Here is a 25582-nt window from a genome sequence, read left to right on the forward strand (position 1 = left end):
ATTCATTATATAATTTTCCATTGCTTTGATTTAAATAATAAGGTTCTTTTGATTTAAGCGTCAAGTCATCAAGTCTGAATGTGGTCATTATGACTTTAGTCATGTTGACATATGTGGCTGATATGGGATACATATATTTTCAGATTGCTTTCTGCAACTTTCCTCTCATTTTCACTTGCTATCGTAAGTAACAACCCATCTATTCGCTTGTCACGAATCTTAAGTTCTTTATGACATTTAGTACAAATTATTTTTACATTTTTACCTTCGTCACACTTTTCGTAGCGACAAGATCTTTCATTACTTGTTATTTTTTGTAGATTTCCTAATTTAACAAGGTTTACGACCGCTTTGTATATCATTGATTGTGGTATATCATATCCTTTTGCTAAGCAAAATTTGAATATTTCAGTAACGGTAAAATCTTCTGTATCTAGTTCATTGATTACTTTCAGTATCATTTGATCATGTATTGTCGCATTTTTCATTTTAATTTTCACTTGCTTTTAGTGGGTTGATTCGGTTTGAGTATCATTTTATGATTTGCTAAAATTAATTCTTTCAGTAGGTGTTGTTATGTTAAGAAATTTAAATGCTCAAGAGGTTGCGGTTGTAAATACCATCGATATGGCTGGACAGGAAAAATTAACAGCCATGGATGTTTATAATTCTCTGCAATCAAGTAATAAAATAGCGCAGTCTACCGTGTATAATATACTCAGGCGTCTGGTACATAAAGGAGTGCTAAGAAAAGTACTAACTTTATCTAGCGATGCTTTTTATGAAATCAAAAAAATAAAAAGGAGTAAGCATATCTCTTACATCTATCCAAGAAAGATCACTGAACTTACTGATGCTCGACTTGATATCTTAATAAGCCAAATTGCCGCTGAGCTTGATGCGAAAATGCTGGATTATGAAATATCTTTAATTCTTAAGTAGAGTCAGAATATGAAGCAGAACGTGTCAACGTACTGCCTCATATTTTTTAGTTCACTCTTTCTTTGGCAAAAATACTGTCATTAATCCAATCAGAGGCAAGAAAGAACATAGTTGGAAGACCGTGTCGATTCCAGAATGATCAGCAATAATACCTAGCCCTGCAGCACCAAGTCCCCCCATGCCAAATGCAAACCCAAAGAACAAACCCGAGATCATACCAATGCGGCCAGGTACAAGTTCCTGAGCAAATACTAATATTGCTGAAAATGCAGATGAAAGTACCAGACCAATTATTATTGTAAATAAGCAGGTCATTTCCAGGTTCAGATATGGCAGGAAAAGACTAAATGGCGCAGCGCCCAGGATTGAACACCATATAACCTTTTTCCGCCCGAAGCGATCCCCTAGTGGCCCTCCAATTACCGTTCCGGCTGCAGCTGCAAACAGAAAACCAAAAAGATAGAGCTGTGCCTTTTGCACAGGCAAATTAAATTTGTTGATGAGGTAGAAGGTGTAGTAACTACTTAAGCTTGACATGTATACAAACTTGGAAAATATCAATATCAGCAAGACACTAATGCCAGTGATAACCGTTTTTGTCGGGAAAGGTGATATTTCACGTGCAGCATTTGCAGGCCCTGTGTTTTTAGTCTGTACCCTGTACCATCGGCTAACCTGCATTAAAATAATCATAGCTAGCAAGGCTGCCAGCACAAACCATGCCACATGACCTTTGCCGTACGGTGCAATAATTATTGCAGCCAGTAAGGGCCCTAAAGCGCTACCAAGATTACCCCCGACCTGGAATAGTGACTGAGCCAGCCCGTGTCTGCCGCCTGAAGCCATTCTTGCTACTCTTGACGATTCGGGATGGAATACAGAAGAACCGGTACCTACTAAAGCAGCCGCAATCAGTATTTCAGGATAGGTTTGAGCTAATGAGAGCATAATCAGACCTACCAGTGTAAATCCCATCCCGACAGGTAAAGAACGCGGTTGTGGATATTTATCAGTATAAATGCCAATAAGAGGTTGCAACAGGGAAGACGTGACCTGAAACGTTAATGTAATCAGGCCAATCTGCACAAAGCTGAGTGAAAACTCAGGCTGTAGCAATGGATACAGAGCCAGGAGTAGCGACTGTATCATGTCATTCAATAAATGAGCTGCGCTTATTGCCCCCAATATTTTGAATGACGTCTTCGCTATTTTAGGAATGTGTACTGGATCGGCAGTGACGGTTTTACTTGAATTCATTAACATGTTTCCGAAGAGGCATGGTGTTTAACATGACAATACCAGAAGGCCTGATTCCTATCAGGCCGTCTGGCTGTGACAATCAGTTTTTGAAACTCTTTTAGTTATCTTCTGTTTTCGACATAACTACTGTAACTATGGAAGCTGAAAGCAGAACAACGACGCTGAGTGAAATGAAAGCATTCGTCAGACCAATAAAATGCGCTGCATAACCAATCAACGCTGGCCCAAGCAATACCCCCAGGTACCCGAGAATACTTGCTGCTGATATAGCCAGTGTTGCTGGCATCGATTTTTGACGCCCAGCCAAAGAAAACAGTACAGGGACGACATTACCGGCAGCAAAACCAGCCACTGCCATTGCAGCAAGAACCCACTCGTAAGTGTTGAAAACAGTCGCAAGGTAGATACCAATAGCGGTTAATACCACTCCAGAAAGGAGCATGGATTTTTCACCCATAATGGTAACCACGCGGTCGCCGATAAAGCGGCTTAACGCCATAGCGATTGCAAACACCACATATCCTGTTCCTGCCACACCAGCTGCCACGTTTTTCACTTGAATCAGGAAGATAGCTCCCCAGTCAAGCATGGCTCCTTCCGCAAGGAAAATAATCATTGCGAGCACACCGATCCCAATAACCTTGCCTTTTGGCACCACGAAAAGTGGATGATCTTCTGTCGAGCGGTTGGTGAAAAAACCCGATGCAGCTAAAGAGATACTAATCAATACAACCAGCGCGGCTGCACCAGCGGCGATTTTGATATCCAGTCCTGAAGCAATCAGTAACGTAACAAAGCTTGCGCCCGCAAGTCCGCCGATACTGTAGAAGCCGTGAAAGCCAGACATCATTGGACGGCCAGCTGCATTCTGTACTTCAGTGCCATGAATGTTAGCTGCGACGTCCGTTGCGCCAATCGACGCTCCGAAAAGAAGCAAGGTCAGGCCCAGTGCTATTGGTGTAGAAACCATTGCAAGTAATGGCAAAGCAATAAATAAACCACACGCACCCGCAAGGATTATTTTTTTGCTGCCGACTTTACCTGCGAGCCCACCCGCAGTAGGCATACCAACCACGGCACCAAGTCCCAGGCAAAGAAGAATTGAACCCAACATGGCAGAATCAGCATGGATCCGTTGTTGAGCATAAGGTACTAAAGGTGCCCAGCAGGAGAGGCTAAAACCTGCTATAAAAAATGCTACACGTGTAGACCATTTCGCGGAACTCAGCTTTTTAGCAAGCTGAGCGTCGTTGATGCTATCAACGTTGCTTTCATTTTGACTCATAATCATTCTGTTCCTGATAATCATTTCGATTGAGGACAGATTCTACGTATTGTATGCTTGGTAAAATTCATCTGTTATGACGAAATATGTCGATAAATCGCCAAAATTCAGCTAACCCTGATAATGCTGCTGCTCTGATCGTAGGTCAGACAGAAATTTGTGAACCTTACACAACGGCACAACATAGTCATCAGCGGCATCAATTGATTTATGCCACCCGTGGGGTGGTTCATATGTCTACTGCTGTTGGGGAGTGGATCTTGCCACCGAGTCGTGCGCTATGGATCAGCGGCGGCACTAAGCATGCACTTACGGTCAAGCGCCCGGCAGAAATCAATATTCTTTATATTGACCCAGTTATCTATCCATTCACTAACTTTGCGCAATGTTGTGTCGTTGAGGTCACCGCCCTGGTACGGGAGTTGATTGCAACCTGTTCCCAACATGCCTGGGATTATGAAACTAATACGCCTGAATACAGGCTTTCTGCAGTCTTGATCGACCAGATCAAAAAGCTTGATCTCTCTCCGCTTGATTTGAATCTTCCCAGAGATGAGCGCGCGCTGAGAGTGGTAGAGCTCTTAAAAAAAGACCCCGGAAACCGGGATCCTCTTAACGTGCTCGCTCGCGAAGTGGGGGCGAGTGCACGTACGATTGAGCGCCTTTTCTCAAAGGAAACGCATCTATCTTTTGGCGCATGGAGACACCGTCACCGTATGCTGTTCGCCGTCGAAAGGCTGGCTTACGGTGAAAATGTCACCCGAGTCGCACTTGAGGCAGGCTATGAATCATCCTCAAGCTTTATTGCCTCTTTTCGGGCGATGTTTGGCACTACGCCATCGCGCTATTTCCGATTTGAATCAGCGGCTTCGAATTAGCCATAAAAAGAATGGAACGCCAACTAATGCCGCGATTAAGCCCGCAGGTAATTGCCATGGAAACACAGCCATTCTACCTACCCAGTCTGATACGACCATCAGACTGGCTCCTGCCAGGCCTGCTATTGCCAACTGTCCCGTCACTCTCCTGAAGCCCAGATATCTGGCAATATGCGGAGCCATAAGGCCGACAAAACTTAGTGGGCCGACAATGAAAGTGGAAAGGGCGGTTAGCACAGCCGCAAGTGACATTAACGCGAGACGGCTCAGTGACAGGGGCACTCCTAATGAACGCGCAACAACCCCGCCAAATGGAAGTAATGACAGCCATCGATGAACCAGCGGAATACAAAAGGTAAGCATTAGCGCAGCCAGAGACACGCTAATAGCTTTTTCAGCCGTTAAACCATATGTTGAACCCGCAAACCACGATAGCAGCATGGAGGTTCTGGGATCGCCACCTGAAATCATAAGCATTAGTAAAGCCAGAAATGCAGCGTTTAGTGCCATCCCGGTTAACATCATACGTTGGGGGGAAAAATCTCTGATACCAGCTATGGTGGTAACAATGATCAGCGTAGCCACTGAACCCAGACAGGCTGCAGGAAAATACCAGGCTGTTATGTTTCCAGGAAATGCCAGCATTCCAATCACCATACCTGCTGCCGCACCGGTACTTACGCCCATGACCTCCGGGCTGGCTACCGGGTTTCCGGTCAGGCGTTGAATAATACAACCAGCAAGGGCGAGCATGATTCCTGCAGAAAACGCGCCAAGTACCCGGGGGATTCGGAACGAAAGCACGGATTCTGTAGCCCAGGCCCAGCCGTCAGCATTTTTCCCCAGCCCTGATGCTAATAGCGTCAGGGCTGAAAGTATAATTACACCTGACAAAAGCCATTTTTTCAGGCTTCTTTTGGAAGCTGAATAGTTTTCAGATTCCCCGGCTGTTGAATACATACGCTCTTTGAGCCTGGGAAGTAATAAAATGAGCCCTGGTGCACCAACAACGGCCGTGACAGTGCCAGTAGGGATCTCCTTCCAGTAAGATGCCAGTAAAATGACGATTTGATCCGAAATGAAAAGCAACAGCGCGCCGGTTACTGGCACCGTCAAGATCAGCGTTACCAGACGTCTAACACCAAGTAGCCTTGTAATCAGAGGCGCAAATAGCCCGATGAATCCAATGATGCCAACAGATGTCACCAGAGTAGCCGTAAGGTATATGCCTACCAGAAGCGCAAAGGGCCGTATGAGCTGAAGCTTAAGCCCCAGGTTTCTGGACATCATTTCATCCATGCCAAGTAACGTCAGGGGCCGATGTAGCGCCAGAATAATGATGAAAGAAATCAACAATTGCGGAATCAGGCGCAGGACGACTGCCCAGTCAGTTTGCGTCAGCGAACCTGTTCCCCACAGAAGAACGCTCTGTAATCTTTCGTGAAAATACAGACCAATCAGTTGGCTGACAGCGCTGCAGTAAAGGGTCAGGACTAACCCTATAAGAATCAACCCTACCGGAGAAAGCTGTTTTCCTCGCGTCATAAACGCGATGACAGCCCCCATAAAAACAGCGCCAAGGAGCGAACCCGTACCTGGAGAAATTATATTACAACCCCAGAGAGTCGCCATTGTCATGCCTAGCTGAGCCCCGTTAGCAATACCTAGTGTTGAGGGTTCTGCCAGAGGATTACGTAGCACCTGCTGGAAAAGCAGACCGGCCAGCCCAAGCCCTGCACCGATCATCACAGACATCGCTGAACGGGGTAAAAAACTGTACTGAAGTAAGGTTATTTCAACCGCGTAATGTGTATTAAAAGGACTGTAAGCAGCCCACAACTCTATCGGTAAAATGTGATTTACGTTGAAAATGACTAAGATACTGGCCGTTATCAGCGCGACGGGTAAGGCGGATAAGCGAAGAGAAATCATATCTCCTCCAGAATTGCATCAAGCAGATGACAAAAGCGCAGCGCTGTGACTGGACCTCCGTAATACCAAATACCGGGCACCCGTCTGAAACGCTCTTCTTTTACAAAAGGCATCATCTTCCAGAGTGCGGTATCTGCAAGGTTTGCCATTGTTGTATCATCATTTTCAGTGAAGCAAATAACCTCGGTTTCTTGCAGACCTATTAGTTGTTCTATCCCAACGACCGCACTTCCCCAGAAACTGGTCTCTCCCTGCCATCCTCCCGGAATACCTGCTTTGCTCATAACCTCAAGAAACAGGCTATTTTGTCCAAAAACCAGAGCATGTCGCTGGTCAACAAGCGACATTAAAAGTAGTGGTCTTCTTTTCTTTTGAGCATATTTAAGCCTCAGTGCAGAGATTTCTGACTCGATGGTAGCAATTATTGCTTTCGCCCTGTCGTATCGACCTAATCGGACAGAGAGCGCCGTCAGGGATTGGCAGGACGTTGTGAGCGGTCTGCCATTTTCATCGCTGTATACAAGACCAAAGGATGGGGCAATCGAGTTATATACTGACGGTGAAGGGCCGTAACCTTCCGCGTAAACGATAAGATCGGGTTGCATCGCTGCTAAAAGTTCCGTATTTGGCTCTGTTCTTAAACCGAGTTCGGTGGAGCCATCAGGCAAGACGGGCTCCTTAACCAGTGATCGGTAATTCTCAATTTCTGATACAGCAAAGGGCATAACACCCAGCGTCAGAAGCATTTCAACAGCCAGCCATTCTGTGGCTGCTATTCGCTGCAGATCGCGCGAGGGAGCGGGACTTTTACCGACCGCAGGTAACCCCAGGAATAAGGATAAGCCAGCCAGATACTTTAAAAATTGCCGACGTTTAAAATCTGCCACTGCAGGGGAGGGGTTATTACTGAACATAACAGACAGGATGCCCTTCAACCGGATGGGAAAAGGTACCCATCTGAATACCATAAATAGTATTTAATGACGCCGGTGTAACAATCTCAGCGGGTGAACCCAGAGCAATTAAATGTCCGGATTTAAGCGCGAGAAGATTACTGCAATATCGGGCTGCCATATTTATATCGTGCAGTACCGCGATGATTGTGATTTCCTTTAGATGGCATAATTTTTTTAGCAGACACAATATTTCAGACTGCTGGGCAATATCCAACGCTGAGGTCGGCTCATCAAGTAAAAGACATTTAGTGTCTTGTGCAAGAGTCATCGCAATCCATGCTCTTTGCCTTTCACCGCCGGACAAAGAGTCAACCAGCCTCTTAGAGAGTCGTGACAGTCCTGTGTCAGCGATTGCTTCATCAACTTTCTGCATATCGTATTGGGTAAATCGGCCCAGTGCGCCATGCCAGGGATAGCGTCCTAATGAAACCAACTCCCTGACTGTCATGCCCTGTGCGGAAGGGAGGTGCTGAGGTAGGTATGCAACTTCGCGCGCAAATTCAGCATGTCCCCATTGCTCGACAGGACGTCCCTGAAATATAAGACTACCCGTTGAAGGAGAAAGATGTTTGCCAAATAGCCTGAGCAGCGTTGATTTACCCGAGCCATTATGTCCTATCAGGGCGTTAAATTCCCCGCCTGGGATAGTGACCGAGGATGGATATAATAATTGTTGTCCGTTAATTTGAAATGCTGCTTCTGACAATAGAAATAGCGCATTATGTTTTATCGTATTGTTCATCAGACCCTGTAAAGCGGGCAGGTGCCTGCCCGTTTACCCTCAGAAATGGAACGTGGCAGTGGCTGTCATCTGGCGCCCAGCGCCACGGAAACAGCCATAGTCGGCAAAACAGCTTGAAACGTATTTTCGGTCCAGAATATTAGTAACGTTAAGAGCAATGTTTGCCCCTCTCAGTCCGAGCTGGCTAAGTTCATAGCTAACCAGTCCGTTCCAGACGGCAACACTACCCACTTTGAACGTATTCTCTGAATCCCCCCAACTGGAGCCAATAAAACGCCCTCCGCTTCCAAGGGTCAACCCATTCAGTGCTCCCTGACTGAAGGTGTAGTCGAGCCAGAGGGAAGCCTGATGTTCAGGAACCTGATCAGGCGTCTTTCCCTTCAGTTGTGTGTCTTTGGTATATTCAGCGTGTGTATAGCTGTATGAGGAAATTAAGTTCAGATTATCCGTTAATCCGGCTTTCGCTTCGAGTTCAATACCCTGGACTTCAATTTCACCAGCGGCCACTTTAAACAGAGGGTTATCTGGGTCTGTTGTCAGATTATGCGTTTTGGTGAGTTGATATACTGCTGCACTGAGCATGGCAGAACGTCCATGTGGCACATAGCGCACGCCCGCTTCGTACTGTTCACCTCGTGATGGTGCATAGGAGACCGGAGGAGTTGAAGATAACCCGAAGCTGTTAGGTTCAAATGACTGGCTGTAGCTGATGTAAGGTGTGATGCCATTATCAAACAGGTAATTTAATCCACTCCGCCAGGTAAACTGATGATCGTTTCGGGAGATACCGGTATTTGTCTGGCGAAGATAGGTTTCCTGACGTGACCAGTCATAGCGTCCCCCCAGCGTGAGCAACCAGTTTTCATACTGCGCTTGATCCTGTACATAAATACCTGTCTGACGAGTCTTGTCATGCGCATAAGGTTCTGCGTCACCAAAAGCAAAATCATTCTGCTCTGGGTTATACAAATCCAGAGGTGTCGCAGAACCATACAGGTTACTGATGTCATTGTTTAAATTTCTGTAATCGATACCTGATAAAAGAGTGTGGTCAATATTCGCTGTGTGAAAATCACTCTCAAGCTGAGTATCCACAGAGAAACTATTCATCCGCTCGTTATCAATAAATTGCCCGCGCGAGATCGTGTGATTTAAATCGGCAGAAGGTACATCAGGGCAATCAGTCGTGGAGCAAATTCCTCTTCCATAGACACTTTGCTGTGACGTTTTGACTCTGGAATAACGCAGGTTCTGCCTGAACGTATAGTTGTCAGACAATACCTGTTCGAAGCTATATCCTACGGATCGCTGGTAACGTGACCAGGTATTATTGGGTGCGCTGTCGTCAAAATCGTCAGGCAGTCTAGCCCCGTCAGGCAACGGATCTAAAGTACCTTGTCTTGGCATCCATCCATAATATCCCACCTCAGGTTCGTTCTGAATGTTGGACAAGAATGTAAACGTTGTGTTTTCGTCCGGACGCCAGGTAAAAGAAGGCGCTATTGCGAAACGCCGCTGCCTTGAAAGGCTTTGTTCCTCATCGGAAGAACGGGCCATCCCTGTAATCCTGAAAGCGTAAATCCCCAGGTCATCCAGCGTGTCACCGAAATCGAAACCAGTTTGCATGAGGTTATTCGATCCCATTTTAAACTGCACTTCGCGTACTGGAGTGTAGACCGGGCGCTTGCTTACCATCGAAACAATGCCACCGGGATTACTCATTCCATACAGAACTGAGGCGGGGCCTCGAAGTACCTCAATCCGTTCGAGCAAATAGGGTTCGGTCGACATCTCGTTCCAGTTGTCGCCAGTGAGTTTGAGGCCATCCAGATAGTTGTTTTGTCCCTGTCCGGATGAAAAACCACGAATCTTAACCATATCAAAAGCGTTAGAGCTACCTCTGTCAGATACGGTTACTCCTGGCGTATATCCGAGCGCGTCCTTTAACGATTTAGGCTGCAAAATATCGATTTCTTTTCGCGTGATCACGGAAATGGACTGGGGGATATTTTTTATATCAGAACTGGTTTTTGTACCCGTAGCCGACTTTTTGGATACCAGCCCAGGAGTTGCTCCCCAGGGGTCTTCGCTGCTGTTTTTTTCAGCATCAGCGCTGACCAGAATGCTATCTTCTGCGTATACGGTGTTTGCTGTAAGGGCTGACAGTAAGGCAATTTTCAGGGTTACAAAAAGGGGGCTTAGTCCAGATACTTTGCGAGACGCGTTGACAGAAGAGCGATACATATTTTGTTCCTGGTATAAACAACCTGAATGCCAATGAGAGTGATTTTTATTCACATCGCAGGGCGGAGTGGCCCCGGTTTGATCGTGGATACAGTATTATTTTGTTCTGGCAGAGAATATTGATAAAGCGACAAATAACATTGCTATCTCGCCATGCTGAACTTTAAAACGAAAGATGAAGGATTTATATGATAAGAGGGAGTGTTTCACCTTAGTACAATAGGCGTTAAATGAGAAATTAGCGCTTAAGAATGTAGGTTTTACGACATCATATGTTTAATTGTCGCCAGCGACACAAGTAATTAATTGATAAATATGCTCCAAATCAATTGGTTATGTCTGGCAATCTTTATTTGGGCATTCAATTTGTGATTGACCCAATAAAGATGGAGCCTTAACATAGTATTAACTTATTGTGCAGGTGAACTGATAGTTCAGCACATTCCTTAAATGATTCAGTCGAATCATTAGCAATGTGAGGATACTCATGAAAATTCAACTGTCAGGTTTCTGTGTAATATTTAAATCAGTTATTCACTCTGTTTTGACTCCATTAAATCAAAGAAAACGTTGCCGCTCAGATGGTTTTTTTAACGCTAACGCTGGTTTTGCTCGTTTTTACTGAGCTCTGTTTGAAGCAGTCTACACATTCTCTGCATCATTCCTGGCGCTCTGCGTGGAATTGAAAATTAGATAACGATGGTTTAAATATGAAACAGACAGGTCAAAAAAAGAACATTCTCATTTGTGGATCAGGTATTGCCGGACCAACACTGGCATTTTGGTTAGCTAAGCAAGGGCATAAGGTCACTGTCGTTGAGCGAGCATCAAGCTTACGCTTAACGGGGCAAACTGTAGACATTCGCGATGAAGGCCGTGATGTGGTTGAGCGCATGGGGCTTCTTAAAGACATTTCAGAATTAATGACAAATGAAGAGGGTTTGCGTTTCGTTGACAGCAAAAATATCATTCAGGCTGAATATCCAAGTGCAGGTGGGAAGAAGTCATTTGTTACAGATATAGAAATACTCAGAGCCGACTTATCGACGCTTCTGCTGAAATCGACACAAGATGATGTTGAGTATATTTTTGGAGATTACGTCACTTCCTGTCACGAGAATGAAGCTGAAGTCATTGTTAACTTCAAAAATCATGCTCAAAGAACTTTTGACCTTATGGTTATTGCTGAAGGTATGCGGTCATCCACGCGCGAACTCGTTTTTGGTAAGGTTCCTGTTCATCACATTGGTCTATACACTGCCTATTTTGCGATGCCTTATCAGCCTCAGGATGGGACATGGGTGCGCTGGAGCAATTGTACGGGTGGAAAGTCTATTCTGTTACGCCCGGACCAGGGACGCTCAACCCGGGCATATCTGTACATCAGAAGCAGTAAGCGAGGCATTGACCTTACAGGCCGAAGTGCCGTTAATAGCTTCATAAAAAGCACTTTCAGGAACGATGGCTGGGAAGCACCACGCATACTTGAAGAACTTGATAAAACTGACGATATCTTCTTTGAAGATCTTGGGCAGATACGAATGGACTCATGGTCCAGGGGAAGAGTCGTATTGCTTGGGGATGCGGCTTATTGCGCGACGCCTGTAAGTGGTATGGGTACCACTCTTTCAATCGTAGGTGCATATATTTTGGCCAAGTCACTGTTGACCAGTGAGGATCATCATGCTGCATACAAAGCGTACGAGCAAAAAATGCGACCCTATGTGCAACAAGCTCAGTCGATAAAACCCTGGACTATACGACTCGAACAACCTTCAACCAAACTGGGTATTGCGCTATTTTATAGGTGGAAGCGACTAGAAAAGACGAAGCTCATGCAGTTCCTTATGAGTCCTTTTGGGCCTAAAAGAGAGCATGTGGATTTTTTGGGCGCTCCCATCGTTTACGACACAGACATCACTCGCGCACCTGAGAAATCAACTTTGTAGGAAATAGATTCAGTCAGCGAGAGCTAAGCGAGTCGCTGACTGCGTTGCTATTGATTTAATTTACTACTCGAATACATTTGCAAAGAGAATTAGTTTCGATTACAGGCCTTGATATGATTAAGCAAAAAACTATCAGAACCTCTGTTTCAATGACAGGCATAGGGTTACATAGTGGATTAAAAGTCCAAATGAATGTCATTCCTGCAGGAATCAATACGGGGATCGTTTTTCGTCGTGTTGATCTGCACCCAGCAGTCGATATTCCTTTACGTGCCGAAAGTATTAATGAAACGACGCTTGCTACTACTATCTTCAATGATGATGGTGTACGAGTTTCAACAATCGAACATTTACTCTCGGCAATATCTGGGTTAGGAATCGATAATCTTTTGATCGAACTTAACGCAGGTGAAATTCCCATTGTAGATGGAAGTTCTGCGCCATTTGTATATTTACTGCTCAATGATGCAGGTGTCATTGAGCAGAGTGCCCCTAAGAAATTCCTAAAAATTAACGAAGAAATACGTGTAGAGCTTGACGATAAATGGGCAACCTTAGCCCCCTTTAACGGTTTTCACCTGGATTTTACTATTGATTTTAATCATCCAGCGATAAGTTCGGACAATAAAAGATATACAACCACCTTGAATCCTGAAGTTTATATCGCTGAAATCTCCCGGGCCCGTACGTTCGGTTTCTTGCGCGACGTTGAGTATCTTCAGTCGAAGGGCTTGGGTCTGGGTGCGAGTTTAGACAATGCAATTGGCCTTGATGAGTTCCGGGTGCTGAATAAAGACGGGCTGCGATACGAAGATGAGTTTGTCCGACATAAAACACTCGATGCAATAGGAGATCTTTTTGTCTGCGGCTATAACATTTTGGGCGCGTTCACCGCATATAAATCCGGTCATGCTCTTAACAATCTCCTCATCAGAAGTGTTCTACAAAATCAACAGTCCTGGGAGTTCGTACAGTTAGATACTGCGCCGTTTTCCGAAGTGCTGACAGATTCCATGATAGAGCTTGCTTACGCCAGATAGTTTTTTCGATACAACTTTATTGCCAGAACATGGCTTAGGAAACGGGCAGCCCTTGTGGCTGCACTTGAGGTCAGGCGGCACTGGAGCCTATCATAATTTATAATCGCTGCAGTAAATGATTAACTCCTTCTGATGCAGCATCAACTGCGCCCGCAAGATAACCTGAAAATTGTGGCGACCATTCACTGGCAATCCCCGTCATTTTACCTGCCCAAACTCCGTTCACTGGCGTCTGTTCAGGTAATGAATGCCCAAACTCCTGCCGCAAATCCTGTTTTGTCGCCGTAAAAGGATCGGCTGCCCAGTCTTTTATAAATTCTCTTAGTGGGTCTGCCGCAGACTGGCCAAACAATCGTACAAGCTGTTCCCGGCACATCTGCATAAGTACAGCTTCAGAGATTTTCCTTCTCGCTTGTGCTGGCACACCGATAAAACCAAATATCGCGGTGATACCTGATTCTGGCTCGGACACATCGTGAATTTCTACCATAGGCCCAATCTGACTGCTTGCATCACCAGAGAGATTTTGTTGCTGCAGGAAATCTTTATTATATAAGGCGACATATTTAGCATGGGGAGCCATCCATGTTGGGATCTTACTCCAGCCTGTAAGCAGCCCATCTGGCAACGCCGGTTTGAAGTCAATTCTTGCCGCCTGTGCGGGTGGCAGAGCCAGCAGGAGGTGATCACAGGCGTAGGCCATGCTTTTACCATTTTCCGCTCGGCTATGCACCAGTACTTCTTCACCCTTACTGGAGACTGCCATAACCTGCTGGCCGAGCATAATTTTCCCGGACGGGATCTGACTTTTCAACGCAGATGTCAGGGCCTGCATACCGCCTTTTAGCCTGAATGATGGTGGTGATGTTTCATACGATGGATAACGTTGTGGTGCAGAATGGCGATGGCGTTCAAACATCATTTCTCCCGGGCGAGTCTGCGGGATAAGAGAGAGATCGAGCGCATTAACAAGGCGCGCGAGTTCGGGCTGCATATCAGGCCAGAACCATGTAGCACCCATATCGACATGAAGTCCGTCAGGGGTGTTTGCTAACATCTGGCTTGAAAGGACACGCCCGCCGGTTCTTTCTCTTGCCTCGAGTATCGTACAGGCCACACCCGCCTTTTGAAGTAATGTCGCGGCGTATAAACCACTCACGCCTGCGCCGATAATAACAACTTTGCCGCTCATGAAGTGACTCCGAACAGGGTTTCTGGGCTAAGATGTCCCGTTTTCAAATAGAGAAGAGTATCCGTCCCAGCGGCCAGCAATGCGGGCATATCTCTTGGCGGCAGCCGTAACCAACTACCTTTCTCATATTCGCCTTGCGGATCTGTGAGAGTCCCTTCCAGTATCATCAGCTCTGCTCCTCCAGTCAGGGGAGTACAAAAAAGACGCTCTCCAGGCGCGATTTTCAGTAGCATGACGGTTTCAGATGTGCTGGAGAAAAGAGGGCATACTTGTCTTCCCGGACGACCGTGCCAGTTCGACATATCCTTCGTATTGATTCTTAAAGGCTGCCGTTCTTCAGGATTCATCTGGCGCAGCTTCACGAAAATAGTCGTACCGCCATGACTCGAAGGTTGGTGAGAAGAACCATCCGGGCTGCGCAGGTACCAGCCTGCCGGATAATTTGTCCCGTTCTCAGTAAAGATGCCGCTCAGGACAAGAATTTCTTCTCCACCAGGGTGATTGTGTACGGGAAACATAGAGTCAGGGGCATACCTGACAAGACTGGTCGCGCGGGCCTGCTCGCGGCCGATTCTGTCGAGCATCACTCGTTCGACACTAGGCTGAGGGGAAGCTACCCACTTGTAGCGGTCAGGCGTCATTACAGCACGCTGTGAAAAATCTGAATTCAGTAACATCATATTCATAATATGGCACCCTTGCAGGTGCCCTTTAGGGGTTATTTGTTCGGCAGGCTGTCGTAAACATCTAGGGCACGTGCAGTGTATGTCAGCGCTGCACCAGTGTTCAGGTTAATGGCGACGGCCAGTGCCTCTGCAATCTCTTCTCGGGTGGCTCCGTGCTTAACCGCAGCATCTACATGCACGGCCAGACAACCATCGCAGCGCGTGGTGACGGCGACGGCCAGCGCGATCAGTTCGTGGGTCTTGGGATCGAGATGTTTATTCTCAGATGCGCCTTTGTCCATCTGCTGAAAGCCTTTCATAAATTCTGGCTGTAATTTGGCAAATTTACCGATGGTTGCGAGCAGGCCGCTGCGATATTCATTCCAGTTTAAAAACATGTTGGGCTCCGGTTGGAATAGGTTTCAGATAAAAATGACGTCCCTTGCCAACGTCTCTGGCGCATTAGCAAGGGTGTATATCATTCACTGGGGACGATTATCAGAAAGCCCGGTAACTTCAACAAATCAGATATTCTTGCGAAGCGGTGAAGAAATTCTATGTCGTGAGGTTGGTAGCGGAAGGGGCATCACGCGGTCGAGTAATGCCTGTACCTGGATATTATTCACTTTCCGACAGGACGTCCTGAAGTAGCCAGTCGTGAAAAATATTAACTTCACTACGCATAACCTGCTGCTGCGGGGTCACCAGATAATACGACCATTTTAGCGGCCAGCGATAATCGGGCTGCAGCTGCGCAAGCTGTCCGGTTTCGATAAGTTTCTTCACCAGAGCATATCGTACGATAGCTACACCACGACCGCTCAGAGCGGACAGAATCACCGCTGAGGTGGAATTGATATGAAGTCCGCTTTCAAGTGCCTCGGGGGCATTCACAGTCTGGAGCACCTCGTCCCACGATGGAAAATCTGCGCCGGGGTGAGGGGTATCATCATAAATAAGCTTTTGCGTGGCGAGCCACTCGCCACAGGTTATTTTGCCTTCCGGAACAAGACGCGGACTGCAAACCAGTACGGCTTCTTCATCCATCAGCCAGGTTTTATTGACGCCCGGCCAATCCCCCTGTCCACAACGGATACCGATATCCGCCTCCCCGTGCGACACGTCCATTAGTTTTTCCGTAACGTTAAGCCGCAGGTCAATACTTTCATGGGTTTCTGAGAACCGGTTCAGTCGTTCCATTAGCCAGTTCATCATCAGTACCTGAGAGGCGGTTACTACGACGACCGAACGCGCGCGACGTCCGCGTAGTTTGTTCAGTCCAGATTCCAGTTTGTCCAATCCTTGGGTGATGTCCAGCAGGGCTTCCTGTGCTTCATCAACCAGCGTCAGGCGCTCCTTCCCTGAACGGGTGCGGTGAAGAAGCGGATGTCCCACCCAGTCTTCCAGTGCGCGGACAAGCTGGCCTACTGCGGCTGGCGTGACGCCCAGCTCCTGTGCCGCGCCAGTAAAACTTCCATGCCGGGCTGTAGCTTCAAAAGCATGCAGCCATTTCAGGCGATTTAGCGATCTCATTTCATATTTCCTGACTCATTATTTTCTTCAGTATAAGTTAACGAGAAAGATTTTCTTTCCTGCGTCGCAATTTCTTCTCAGTCGTTAATACCGGGAGAGGGTGGCATTCTGATTTCACAGGATGAGGGGGCTGCCTTCTCATCAATGACAATCCAATGAATGTAAAGAGGTTAGCGATGAACGCATCTTTCTCCGGTAAAAAACTGTTAGTGGTCGGCGGTACGAGTGGTATGGGTTTCGAAACGGCGAAACTGGTTCTGAAAAATGGTGGCAGCGTGGTGCTGGTTGGCAATCGTCAGGACAAGGCTGAACAGGCCCGTCAGGCGCTTTCTGCTGATGGTCAGGTCTCCATCATCGTTGCTGACCTGATGAAAGAAGAAGGCATGCAGCACGTTATTAATACTATCAACGCTGAACATAAAGACATTAGCCTGCTGGTGAATGCAGCGGGTGTGTTCTTCCCGAAACCCTTCGTCGACAATGAAACGTCTGACTACGACATGTATATGGACATTAACCGTGCGACCTTCTTCATTACCCGCGACGTGGTGCGCAATATGGTAGAAGCCGGTATTAAAGGTTCAATCGTTAATATCGGTTCAATGTGGGCGCAGCAGGCCATCGGTGCCACTCCTTCTGCTGCTTATTCCATGGCGAAAGCCGGTCTGCACGCACTGACCAAAAACCTGGCGATTGAGCTTGGCGAAAAAGGGATCCGCGTGAATGCCGTTTCTCCGGCCGTTGTTCACACGCCGATTTACGAAGGCTTCATTCCGAAAGACGACGTGAAGGACGTGATGAACAGCTTCGACAGCTTCCACCCGATTGGCCGTGTGGGTACCCCGGTCGATATCGCGGAGACCGTTGCCTTCCTGCTTTCTGACAAGACTGGCTGGGTCACCGGCGCCATCTGGGATATAGATGGTGGCGTGATGGCTGGCCGTAACGCCTGATGACTCTGCCGCACGTGGGCGACCGCGTGCGGCACTGGAGTACTTATGCAAATCCAGACCGCAAACTATGACCTTGTCACCACATGGCAGGGGGGCATGGCCAGCCGCACGCGCTGCCAGTCTATGACGGGGGACAAGCGTCAAAGCCACGTTATCGATTCAGATGAACCTGTCGCGCTGGGTGGCGAAGGGCGGGCGCCCGGCCCTCAGGATCTGATGCTGGCAGCTTTTAACGCCTGCATGACGGCCGCCTTTGTTCAGGAAGCCATTAGTGCGGGCATCACGCTGACCCATCTTGATATCGAGACCCGCGGTGAACTCCTGACGGGAATATCCCGGCTCTGTGAAAAAATCACAGATGTTTCGCCTGGCTGGCTGCAGTATGTCATTCACGTCAGCGGGGAAGGGACTGCCCATCAGTTCGAATGCATCCATCAACTGGTCATTAACGCCTCCCTTCACCGGTGGTTACTGGCTCAGAACATGACGGTAGAGGGTGATTTAATTCTTATCTGACGCGGTCTGGATACCCTGTTTCTCCTCGAGAAAATACGATGACCACACCACGAGTTACCCCCTGGCAGGATGGTGAGCCTGTCGATGCGGACCTTCTTAATGCGATGAAAGCCCGACGTCCCGGTGGGGAACTGATTGGCATTGACCGCATATTGATTAAAAGCTTTCCGCTGGCCACAGGCTGGAATGAACTGATGATCCGGGTTCGTCAGCAATTTTCCCTCAGCCTTGAATACCGGGAACTGATCATGTTGCGTGTAGCCTCACTCAACAAAGCAGAATTTGAATGGAACGTGCATTACCCTGCTTATCTGGATGCAGGCGGAACGGCTGAAAAAGCGGCTGCGCTTGAGCCTGCCTCAGTGTCATCCCTGTTTAATGAAACCGAAACCCTGCTCATCAGGCTTAATGACCAGTCAACACAAGGAGTGTTCGTGGATGAAAATATCATCGACGAATTGAAACGCCGGCTTGGTGAAAAAGAGACCGTGGAAGCTGTTGCGACCGTCGCGACCTATAACATGGTGTCGCGTTTCCTTGTCGCCCTTGCCATCTGATAATCCCCCTTTTTACCGGTGCAATTTATGAATAAAAAATATCGCGCTATGCAGATTGTTGCCCCCGGTGTGCTGGAAATGACAGAGCGACCGATACCCGTTCCCGGCCCGGATGAGGTGCTTATCAAAATTGAAGCATGCGGAGTATGCGGTGCCGATCTCCGGGACGCGGAAAAAGCGCCGCAGGAGGGCCAGCCCGGGCGCATCCCGGGACATGAAATCGTCGGATACATTGCGCGCAAGGGCGGCAGGGTGCCCGATATCTGGCAAACCGGCCAGCGAGTCGGTGTCGGGCGTCTGGGCGGTTACTGTCAGCACTGCAACCCCTGTCGCAGCGGGCTTTTTCATCTTTGCGAAAACCAGCTGACGCCAGGTCTCAGCTGCGATGGCGGCTATGCCGAGTACGTTGTCATGCGTTATACCGCGCTGATCGCTATTCCCGCAGAACTCTCTTCCGTACATGCCGCCCCAATCCTCTGCGCCGGTACTGCTACCTTTAACGCGCTGCGTCATTCCGGCGCCAGGGCAGGCGACAGAGTCGCTGTTCTCGGGATGGGGGGACTGGGTCACATGGCCGTTCAGTACGCCCGTAAAATGGGTTTTGAGGTGACGGTAGTGGCGCGTGGTCATGAAAAAGAACGTGCGGCCTTTCAACTGGGCGCGCATCACTACATCGATGCGCTCAGTGAAGACGCAGCAGCGCGCCTGAAAGCTGACGGCGGGGGGGATTTTATTCTGGCCACGGCTTCAGATTCAGAAACGGTCTCAGGCCTGCTGTCTGCTCTTGCCCCCCAGGGGAAAGCGATCCTGTTGGGGACCGGACGAACGCCCCTGCAGATTATGCCGGGCATGATGATTGGCGCGGAACGCTCGCTGTCAGGTTCCTTTGTCAGCACACCCGCTCAAACCGAACGTGCGCTGCGTTTCAGTCACCTCTTTCAGACGTTGCCCGTCACAGAACAACTGCCGCTTGAGCAGGCCAATGAGGCGCTCAACAGGCTGAAGATGGGTCATGCACGCTACCGGATGGTGCTCACAATGAATCAGGATAATTAATCACATGTCCACAGAACAGTTCCTGCCTGTTGCAGACCAGAACAATAATATCATCCGCCTCTCGGCCGCCCAGGCTCTCGCTGGTGCTAACTCGGTGGTTTTTTATGCCACGGGGGCCATTGTAGGTAACGCTATCGCGCCCAGTAGTTCTCTGGCTACGCTGCCCATCACCATGTTTGTTCTGGGCATGGCGGCCTGCATCCTGCCGTTAGGTTCACTGGCGCGAAAAAATGGCCGTAAGGCTGCCTTTATGGTCGGCACCGGGGCGGGGGTTATTACCGGACTGATAGCTGCCCTAGCCGTCCTTGTTGGTTCATTCATCCTCTTCTGCGTTGCCGCTTTTATCGGGGGGGCATATGCAGCCGTGGCGCTCAGCTTTCGTTTTGCCGCCACCGATGGCGTCACACCGGAACGACGGGCTCGCGCTTTGTCGCTGGTGATGGGAGGAGGCGTGATCGCCGGTGTGGTGGGCCCGATGCTGGTTTCCGCAACGATGCACCTCTGGCCACCTCACACCTTCGCTGTCACCTTCCTTGCCCAGGCGTTCGTGGCCGTCATCTCGGCGTTTATCCTCAACGGCGTGAAAACAGCCGAACCTGTCAGTGCAGCCAAAGCGGGTGGGCGGCCTTTGCGCGAAATAGTGCGTCAGCCGGGCTTTGCCAGAACCGTATTTAGCGGTGCGGTCACCTATATGGTGATGAACTTCCTGATGACGGCTGCACCGCTTTCGATGCACATGCACGGTATTTCTCAGCAGGCGTCCAACCTGGGGATTCAGTGGCACGTTATTGCCATGTACGGCCCGGGATTTTTCACCGGCAAGTTAATCAACCGTTTTGGTGCCATGCGTATCGCCGCGACGGGTCTGCTTATCACTGCATGTGCGGTCCTGGCCGGTCTCGACGGAACCGATATTTTCCATTACTGGCTGTCGCTGATATTACTGGGCCTTGGCTGGAATTTTGGCTTCACCGGCGCATCGGCGAAAATCATTGAATATCACCGTCCCGAAGAGAAAACCCAGGTCCAGTCTTTGAACGATTTTGTGGTGTTCGGGGTAATGATCGTGGGATCATTTTCTTCAGGCGCGCTGCTCAGTTTCTACGGCTGGAACGCCGTCTTGTGGGGGGCACTTGTGCCTGTCGGTCTTGCATTTATAGGTATCGTAAAAGAACTGCAGGCAAAAGGTCAGAGTAAATTATCATCCCGATAAAGGTTGCTTTGCTGACGGAGCACTCATCCTATTCATGTAAAACTCTATTAAGCCCAAAATTAACAAAGAGGGTTTCGGATATGTTCATCAATGCTTTGTCGGGCAGAATTTTTCTACGTCCGCTCTTCGCTCCGAGTAGAGCGTGAGTCATATAGCAATCTGTTTTGTACCATAAACTGACGTTGCGGGATTCACGACATTAAGTTCAAAATCAAGTGTTGAACTCTTACCATTAACGGACGATGATAAGAAAAACTTGAAATACAATCGTTAAAACCTTCGCTATTAAAGTATTTAATTTTTTTGGTGGAAGGCCCCATTTCCGTAGCCTTTGTAATACATTTAGAGGGAGTTTTATGTATTTATCAAAACTTGGAATCCGTAATTTTAGAAACTTTGAGGCTGCTCACATTCCACTGGCAGGTAATGTTGTGTTATTGGGGGAAAATCGTGTCGGTAAAAGTAATCTGCTTTTCGCAATTCGACTGGTTATTGATCCTACTCTTCCTGATTCAGCCAGGCAGCTTAAGCTGTCAGATTTCTGGGATGGCTGCGACCTTGAATCAAACCCTCAAATTGAGGTGCACCTTGAATTCGCCGATTTCGACAGTGACCCTTGCCTCTCAGCTCTGTTGACCGATTTTCGCATCGCAGAGGATCCTACCGTAGCAAGGTTGAGCTACATTTTTCGAAAAAAGGAAGAAGTCGATGGGGCTCCACGTTCGGGTGAAGACTGTGAGTTTATTGTTTTTGGCGGAGGTCTGGAATCGCGAGCCATTCCTGGACGCGTCAGGCGGCGGATCGCCATTGATATGCTGGACGCGTTACGCGATGCAGAAGCTCAACTTGCTTCCTGGCGAAACTCCCCGCTACGTCCCTTATTGGAAGATGCATTCTCTACACTGAGCCGAGCCGATTTGGATCGCGTAGCAACTGAGCTTCAGGCAGCAACGGAAACCATGGAGAAGTTCCCATCAATTAAGGTTCTCGAAAATTCTCTGCGTGGTGGCATTCTTGACCTGGCTGGAACTGCTCACGATTTAGATGCCCGCCTCCGTTTTGCACCTACTGACCCGCTTAGATTGATGCGTTCTATCTCTATGTTCATCGATGATGGAAAGAGAGGCATTATTGAAGCGAGCCTGGGTTCTGCGAACGTGGCTCTGATATCACTCAAGCTAGCAGAGTTTGCATGGCGACGTGAAAAGAATGAACGTAATTTCTCTCTGCTTTGTATTGAAGAACCCGAAGCACACCTTCACCCACAGCTTCAGCGTGCTGTTTTTCACAAACTTTTCAATAATGCTGACAAAGATCAGTCTTTGATTGTAACGAGCCATTCTCCCACCTTGGCAACCATTGCTCCTCTTCGTTCTGTCGTTCGCATTTGCAGGGATCCTAAAGGGCGTTCACGAGCTTTTTCCCTAGCCGAGCTGCCAGTAAACAGTGAAGAACTCGACGACATTGAACGATATTTAACAGCAACCAGATCGGAGCTGCTTTTTGCTAATGGAGTAATATTTGTTGAAGGCGATGCTGAGGAGGTTTTACTTCCAGGTTTCGCACAGGCCATGGGGATCAATCTCGACCAGCTTGGGATTACGGTATGTAACGTAGCGGGAGTTAATTTTGAACCATACGTGAAGCTGGCAGCCAGCCTCGGACTACCTTTTTCCGTCATAACCGACTGGGATCCACTGGATGGTACGAAACAACCGATGGGTAAAACACGTTCAATTAGTATCTGGCAGGCATATAGCGATGTGTCGGCGAAACTGAAAAAACTAACCCCTGAAAATATGATTTGGTTGAATAGAAGTTCTTATGAAGCTTGTAAGGCTGTATTTGAAAGGATTGGCATTTTTTTAAACGATCAGACATTTGAAGTCGCTGTGGCCAATACGACAGGCCTCAAAGAAGCGCTGCTTGATATCCTCGATGAACAGGGATTTGGTGCGTTACGTTCATCAAGGATTGCTTCATGGCGTGCTGGTATTGTTCCAGACCCGACGCAACTTCTCGCGATGATATCAGACATAGGTAAAGGACGTTTGGCTGCCAAGCTGAAGCAAAAGGCACCTGAGCTTGCGCCGCCGGAGTATATTGCTTCAGCTATTCAATATGTGGTGTCGAATGTCTGACTGGCGCGCACTTTCAGATGCTCTTAATGAGCTATTGCCGAACAGAGAGCAGTACGCTGCGGCCACATACCCTGGCCACTGCGTAGTTATTGCTGGGCCAGGCAGCGGGAAAACCAAAACACTTACGACCGCCATGGCACGTGTCCTGATTGAAGAGGTCGCTGACCCCCGAGGCGTGGCCTGTATTACTTACAACAATGAATGCGCTTCTGAACTTGAAGGACGTCTGGCATGCTTTAAGGTCATTGGCGATGATCGGAACTTTATTGGTACCGTACATAGCTTTGCATTAAATCAGGTTCTAATCCCCTACTCACGATGTATACCGGGTTTGCTGCCGGATGATTTTCGTGTGGCGACCAGAGATGAGAGTCGCGCGGCTGTTGAAATGGCTTACCAGGCTAGATTCGGAACTGACGGAGATCCTCATGCACGGTGGAAATTTGCAGAAGAGAAACGACGCCGGGATGTGAATCGACTCCTACCGGCTTGGCGAAATAACAATCCGGAGCTGGCAGATTTTATTGAAGGTTATGAGGCAGAACTTCGGCGCTTAGGACTGATTGACTTCGATGATATGCCACTCATTGCTTTTCGTATTATTAGTGAGCATGAATGGGTACGTAATGCTATCCGGTCGCGTTATCCTGTCTTGTTTGTAGATGAATATCAGGATCTGGGGCACGCTCTTCATGAGCTGGTACTGCTGCTGTGCTTTAACGGTGGAATACGATTATTTGCGGTCGGGGATGCAGATCAGTCCATTTACGGATTTAATGGTGCAAATCCAGGGCTACTGGACAGTCTTGTTTCACGGGCAGATGTTAGACCGTTCCGTCTTCGCTTTAACTATCGATCTGGCGCTAAAATTATCAGGGCATCATTAGGAGCCTTGGGAGAAGACCGCGATTATACTGGCCCCGATGGTAATCCAGAGGGAGAGTTAGGATTCCATGGGATTAATGGGGATTATGACGCACAGGCGCATTTTATCGCTCATGATCTAATTCCCTCGTTGTTTGAAAGAGGGTTTCAGCCTGAACGCATTGGGGTTCTTTACCGGGCAGCCTGGCTTGGCGATAAAGTTGCGGATGAGTTCAAGGCCAGAAATATTGCCATAATACGTGCTGACAGTAATGCTCTCATTAAGCGTAATTCTCGTCTTTCACGTTTCATCGAAGCATGCAGTCAGTGGGTTACAGGGGGATGGAAAGAAGCCTCTCCGCCATTTAACCTATTACTGGGTCAGGCGCTCTTTCTTGTTTATGGCCGCCGCGCAAGCCGTGCTGAAGAACAATTACAGACCGTACAGCTCATCACTTTTTTACGAAACGGAATCGATAAAGCGGAAAGTGCTCACGAGTGGCTGAGACGTTTAAATGATGAAATCATCACCGGCTGGATGGGTATCTCACAGAACACTCAGCAGGAATGGGATGTCATCGCTGAGTTACTGAAACGAACCGATCCCCTCAGGGGATTGGATGTGTCTCTGGATGTTTTCGCTGGGAAAGTAGAAGGAAGCGGGCGCATTGCCCTTAGTACTTTTCATAGTGCAAAAGGTCGAGAATTTGATGTAGCCATAATGTTTGGAGTAAATAAATATGATTTCCCAAGTAAGCGAGATATGGCTTCAGGTAATGCACTCCGCGAAGCACGACGCCTCTTTTATGTAGGCGTCACCCGCCCTCGAAAAGAGCTGCACTTGGTTTATGAAAAAGGTAAACATTCGCCTTGGATTACCGAACTGTATCATCGCAGTCAGCGGATGTAGAACCTTATAGAAAAACAAAGAGAAGTAATTCATCGCTTTGCAGGAGAGCCAGGCAGTGGATTGATAAGAATCTCTTTGGTCAACACACGAAACCCCTTCTTTTCTAACGTCTTTACCATCTGAGAGGGCGGGGCGTAAAACGCAGACGACGTCGTAAAGTGCTGGCAACAGAACGTCTGCCGCTGCTCCGCCCGGCGGCGTCCGACCTGACCTGGTCGATGGATTTTGTCATGGACGCGCTCGCCACCGGTCGCAGGATCAAGTGCCTGACCTGTGTGGACGACTTCACGAAGAAGTGCCTGACAATTACTATCGCATTCGGGATTTCAGGCGTGCAGGTCACGCGTCTTCTGGACAGCATTGCACTGTTTCGAGGCTATCCGGCGACTATAAGAATTGACCAAGGGCCGGAGTTCACCTGCCGCGCACTGGAGCAATAAGCCTTTGAGCATGGTGTTGAGTTGCGCATAATCCAGCCGGGAAAGCCAGCGCAGAACGGATTTATTGAGAGCTTTAACGGACGATTTCGCCTTGAATGTCTGAATGAGCACTGGTTCAGCGATTTCGTTTACGCTATGAAAATCATCAGTGAATGGCGTCAGGATTATAACGAGTGCCGCCCGCACTCCGCGCTGAATTATCAGACGCCGTCTGAATTGGCGGCGGGCTGGAGAAAGGGTCATTCTGAGAATGAAGATTTCGACGTTACTAACTGAGCGCTGTATCTAATCCTGTGGGCAGGTCAAACTAGGTG

Annotated in this window: 22 protein-coding genes and 1 pseudogene; 12 read left to right on the forward strand and 11 right to left on the reverse strand. The window is 48.2% G+C overall.

The window, feature by feature from the left end:
• Nucleotides 1-95: 95 nt before the first annotated feature.
• Nucleotides 96-488, reverse strand: coding sequence for a transcriptional repressor (locus HF650_RS07840; protein ID WP_140212130.1), 393 nt, complete (start codon nucleotides 486-488; stop codon nucleotides 96-98).
• An 88-nt stretch (nucleotides 489-576) separates the two neighbouring features.
• Between HF650_RS07840 and HF650_RS07845 the strand changes: the two genes are divergently transcribed.
• The gene (locus tag HF650_RS07845) at nucleotides 577-942 is read left to right on the forward strand and encodes a transcriptional repressor (RefSeq protein ID WP_057521458.1); all 366 of its coding nucleotides are present in this window, start codon (nucleotides 577-579) and stop codon (nucleotides 940-942) included.
• Between the two features lie 51 nt (nucleotides 943-993).
• On the opposite strand, the gene HF650_RS07850 is transcribed toward HF650_RS07845, so the two are convergent.
• The gene (locus HF650_RS07850; RefSeq protein ID WP_057521467.1) at nucleotides 994-2199 is read right to left on the reverse strand and encodes an MFS transporter; all 1206 of its coding nucleotides are present in this window, start codon (nucleotides 2197-2199) and stop codon (nucleotides 994-996) included.
• 100 nt (nucleotides 2200-2299) lie between these two features.
• Nucleotides 2300-3487 carry an MFS transporter gene (locus HF650_RS07855; RefSeq protein WP_159420237.1) on the reverse strand — a complete coding sequence of 396 codons (1188 nt, stop codon included), beginning with the start codon at nucleotides 3485-3487 and terminating at the stop codon, nucleotides 2300-2302.
• A gap of 86 nt (nucleotides 3488-3573) precedes the next feature.
• Here HF650_RS07855 and HF650_RS07860 point away from each other — a divergent pair, with 86 nt between their 5' ends.
• Complete coding sequence (locus tag HF650_RS07860; RefSeq protein ID WP_140212131.1) at nucleotides 3574-4365, forward strand: helix-turn-helix transcriptional regulator; 792 nt, start codon at nucleotides 3574-3576, stop codon at nucleotides 4363-4365.
• On the opposite strand, the gene fhuB is transcribed toward HF650_RS07860, so the two are convergent.
• Genes fhuB through fhuA form a run of 4 tightly spaced genes read right to left on the reverse strand, consistent with a single transcriptional unit; the run spans nucleotide 4348 to nucleotide 10239 of the window.
• Nucleotides 4348-6297 (reverse strand): Fe(3+)-hydroxamate ABC transporter permease FhuB, encoded by a 1950-nt coding sequence (gene fhuB / locus HF650_RS07865; protein ID WP_057521455.1) that lies wholly within the window; start codon nucleotides 6295-6297, stop codon nucleotides 4348-4350. The two genes, HF650_RS07860 and fhuB, sit on opposite strands and share 18 nt — an antisense overlap.
• Entirely contained in the window at nucleotides 6294-7211 is a 918-nt protein-coding gene (gene fhuD / locus HF650_RS07870) for a Fe(3+)-hydroxamate ABC transporter substrate-binding protein FhuD (protein ID WP_057521454.1), read from the reverse strand. Before fhuD ends, fhuB begins: the two co-directional genes overlap by 4 nt.
• On the reverse strand, nucleotides 7201-7995 hold the full coding sequence (locus HF650_RS07875) for an ATP-binding cassette domain-containing protein (RefSeq protein ID WP_057521453.1): 795 nt from the start codon (nucleotides 7993-7995) through the stop codon (nucleotides 7201-7203). The genes fhuD and HF650_RS07875 overlap by 11 nt, the downstream gene beginning before the upstream one ends.
• A gap of 39 nt (nucleotides 7996-8034) precedes the next feature.
• On the reverse strand, nucleotides 8035-10239 hold the full coding sequence (gene fhuA / locus HF650_RS07880; protein ID WP_130053504.1) for a ferrichrome porin FhuA: 2205 nt from the start codon (nucleotides 10237-10239) through the stop codon (nucleotides 8035-8037).
• Between the two features lie 710 nt (nucleotides 10240-10949).
• Here fhuA and HF650_RS07885 point away from each other — a divergent pair.
• Both HF650_RS07885 and lpxC read left to right on the forward strand, forming a co-directional pair.
• Nucleotides 10950-12188: an FAD-dependent monooxygenase gene (locus HF650_RS07885; protein WP_130053503.1), complete on the forward strand. Its 1239-nt coding sequence runs from the start codon at nucleotides 10950-10952 to the stop codon at nucleotides 12186-12188.
• Nucleotides 12189-12301: 113 nt separating this feature from the next.
• The gene (gene lpxC, locus HF650_RS07890) at nucleotides 12302-13228 is read left to right on the forward strand and encodes a UDP-3-O-acyl-N-acetylglucosamine deacetylase (protein WP_087053307.1); all 927 of its coding nucleotides are present in this window, start codon (nucleotides 12302-12304) and stop codon (nucleotides 13226-13228) included.
• A gap of 97 nt (nucleotides 13229-13325) precedes the next feature.
• Here the strand turns inward: lpxC and HF650_RS07895 are convergent, their stop codons facing one another.
• The 4 genes from HF650_RS07895 to HF650_RS07910 form a co-directional block, all read right to left on the reverse strand.
• Nucleotides 13326-14420: an FAD-dependent oxidoreductase gene (locus HF650_RS07895; protein ID WP_130053471.1), complete on the reverse strand. Its 1095-nt coding sequence runs from the start codon at nucleotides 14418-14420 to the stop codon at nucleotides 13326-13328.
• Nucleotides 14417-15106, reverse strand: coding sequence for a cupin domain-containing protein (locus HF650_RS07900; protein WP_223284284.1), 690 nt, complete (start codon nucleotides 15104-15106; stop codon nucleotides 14417-14419). Before HF650_RS07900 ends, HF650_RS07895 begins: the two co-directional genes overlap by 4 nt.
• 32 nt (nucleotides 15107-15138) lie before the next feature.
• Nucleotides 15139-15483, reverse strand: coding sequence for a carboxymuconolactone decarboxylase family protein (locus HF650_RS07905; protein WP_057521449.1), 345 nt, complete (start codon nucleotides 15481-15483; stop codon nucleotides 15139-15141).
• 220 nt (nucleotides 15484-15703) lie between these two features.
• On the reverse strand, nucleotides 15704-16618 hold the full coding sequence (locus HF650_RS07910) for a LysR substrate-binding domain-containing protein (RefSeq protein WP_087053305.1): 915 nt from the start codon (nucleotides 16616-16618) through the stop codon (nucleotides 15704-15706).
• Between the two features lie 176 nt (nucleotides 16619-16794).
• Between HF650_RS07910 and HF650_RS07915 the strand changes: the two genes are divergently transcribed.
• The 8 genes and pseudogenes from HF650_RS07915 to HF650_RS07950 form a co-directional block, all read left to right on the forward strand.
• Complete coding sequence (locus HF650_RS07915; RefSeq protein ID WP_087053304.1) at nucleotides 16795-17571, forward strand: SDR family oxidoreductase; 777 nt, start codon at nucleotides 16795-16797, stop codon at nucleotides 17569-17571.
• Nucleotides 17572-17616: 45 nt separating this feature from the next.
• Complete coding sequence (locus HF650_RS07920; RefSeq protein WP_057521446.1) at nucleotides 17617-18087, forward strand: OsmC family protein; 471 nt, start codon at nucleotides 17617-17619, stop codon at nucleotides 18085-18087.
• 38 nt (nucleotides 18088-18125) lie between these two features.
• Nucleotides 18126-18644, forward strand: a complete 519-nt coding sequence (locus HF650_RS07925; RefSeq protein WP_130053472.1) for a carboxymuconolactone decarboxylase family protein — start codon at nucleotides 18126-18128, stop codon at nucleotides 18642-18644.
• 27 nt (nucleotides 18645-18671) lie between these two features.
• The gene (locus HF650_RS07930; protein ID WP_057521444.1) at nucleotides 18672-19700 is read left to right on the forward strand and encodes an alcohol dehydrogenase catalytic domain-containing protein; all 1029 of its coding nucleotides are present in this window, start codon (nucleotides 18672-18674) and stop codon (nucleotides 19698-19700) included.
• Nucleotides 19701-19704: 4 nt separating this feature from the next.
• Nucleotides 19705-20913 carry an MFS transporter gene (locus tag HF650_RS07935; protein WP_130053473.1) on the forward strand — a complete coding sequence of 403 codons (1209 nt, stop codon included), beginning with the start codon at nucleotides 19705-19707 and terminating at the stop codon, nucleotides 20911-20913.
• A gap of 356 nt (nucleotides 20914-21269) precedes the next feature.
• Nucleotides 21270-23054, forward strand: a complete 1785-nt coding sequence (locus tag HF650_RS07940) for an AAA family ATPase (protein WP_130053474.1) — start codon at nucleotides 21270-21272, stop codon at nucleotides 23052-23054.
• The gene (locus HF650_RS07945; protein ID WP_130053475.1) at nucleotides 23047-24828 is read left to right on the forward strand and encodes an ATP-dependent helicase; all 1782 of its coding nucleotides are present in this window, start codon (nucleotides 23047-23049) and stop codon (nucleotides 24826-24828) included. The genes HF650_RS07940 and HF650_RS07945 overlap by 8 nt, the downstream gene beginning before the upstream one ends.
• 107 nt (nucleotides 24829-24935) lie before the next feature.
• A pseudogene (locus HF650_RS07950) lies at nucleotides 24936-25544 on the forward strand (integrase core domain-containing protein); the annotation flags it as partial.
• Between the last annotated feature and the right edge of the window lie 38 nt (nucleotides 25545-25582).

Origin of the sequence: Kosakonia sp. SMBL-WEM22 (genome assembly GCF_014490785.1) — a bacterium.
GTDB lineage: Bacteria > Pseudomonadota > Gammaproteobacteria > Enterobacterales > Enterobacteriaceae > Kosakonia.